This window comes from Rhodococcus sp. PAE-6 (genome assembly GCF_025290685.1).
Classification (GTDB): domain Bacteria; phylum Actinomycetota; class Actinomycetes; order Mycobacteriales; family Mycobacteriaceae; genus Rhodococcus; species Rhodococcus pyridinivorans.
Window position 1 is genome coordinate 1 of sequence record NZ_JAOCLZ010000072.1, and the last position, 1,252, is coordinate 1,252.

At 57.4% G+C, this 1,252-nt stretch carries 1 pseudogene; it reads right to left on the minus strand.

Going from position 1 to position 1,252, the window contains the following annotated elements:
- Positions 1-74 precede the first annotated feature (74 nt).
- Positions 75-230: pseudogene (locus NVV99_RS26240) on the minus strand (Lsr2 family protein); the annotation flags it as partial.
- Positions 231-1,252 lie beyond the last annotated feature (1,022 nt).

A 1,252-nucleotide genomic window follows, 5' to 3' on the forward strand; every position in this document is an offset into this window, starting at 1 on the left:
GAGGATCGGCTCGATCGCTGCTGCGGCTCTCGTTCTTCTTCACCTGCAAGCACCGGCCTGGTGAGAAAACCTCAGTAGTCGATCTTCTTCCGGAAGTCGCGAGCGTTCTTCTTGTTCAGGTCGATGGTGTACTCCACCCCATCGACAGCGAAACTGATGGTTTCTCCGTCATCGTCCAACGCAGTTCCATCGATGTCGTCGAAAGTCTCAACGATTGTTCTACGCGCCACAGGTTGATCTCCTCTTCGAATGCATCCGGCCGGAGTCTAAGTAGCCTCTTGTCACCAAAGCCAAACCAACTCCGAAACCCACATCATTGACATGAACAACTCTACTCAGAAATTATCGCACGACTGCGACGATCCAGCGCCTCAGAACTCATGGCCGACAAGCCACATAGAGGTCCGTAATCCCATGCCTATCGCGGTTCGTCACCGCATGCGACATCAGACGACCGAGGCCTTTCTGTTTATGCAGCCCGTCACACGCCACCTCGGCCCGTGAGAGCACCGTGATCCGCAAAATAGTTGAGTAGACGCGACCACACAAAACAGCGGCAGCGGTCCGGATCGCGTCCTTCGCGTACTCCGCGCCCATCAGGTCCATGCCCTGCGCCCGAGATGCCATATGGGCGATCGCATCGACCCTCAATTCCTACAGCCACGTTCGCCGCTCGGGAACCCCGCGAATCAGCAAGCACGACACCAGACTTCGAAACAAAGGTACGTCTTGTAAACCCTCTGGCATCGCATCGGCCACGAAAGTGTTCGATTGGACACCACCGCAGTAACCATCGCGGCCGGCCGGAACGAATCCGCAATTCGGTTCGCGCAGCGGCCCATCGGTGTCGTTCGCACCACCGCCAGAGCGAGCGATCCGAAGCAACCAACAAGCTTCGACGTAGTTTCACGTCCCCACGACAGGATTTCAACGACCGACGCGTAGGGATTCTGAACACAAACGTTCTCACTTGATCGGACCGCCGGAAATATGACCCCGTGAGCCGATCACGGTTCGAGCCGGACTCCCCGTCAATTAGCTCAGCACCGGCCACGACCTGATGCCTGGACCAACACAGTGAAGAAACCGGCAACAGTAGGTGCGGCCTACGAAAGCCAGCCATCTCACATCACGATCGCGCACGACTACTGACGCCACACTCCACAAGGGACCGCAGTAGTGCCCCATAGAGTGGTGTAACCCGGTGACCAGCACCACAACCGACAGCGTGTCGCTGCTGGACGTGAAACGG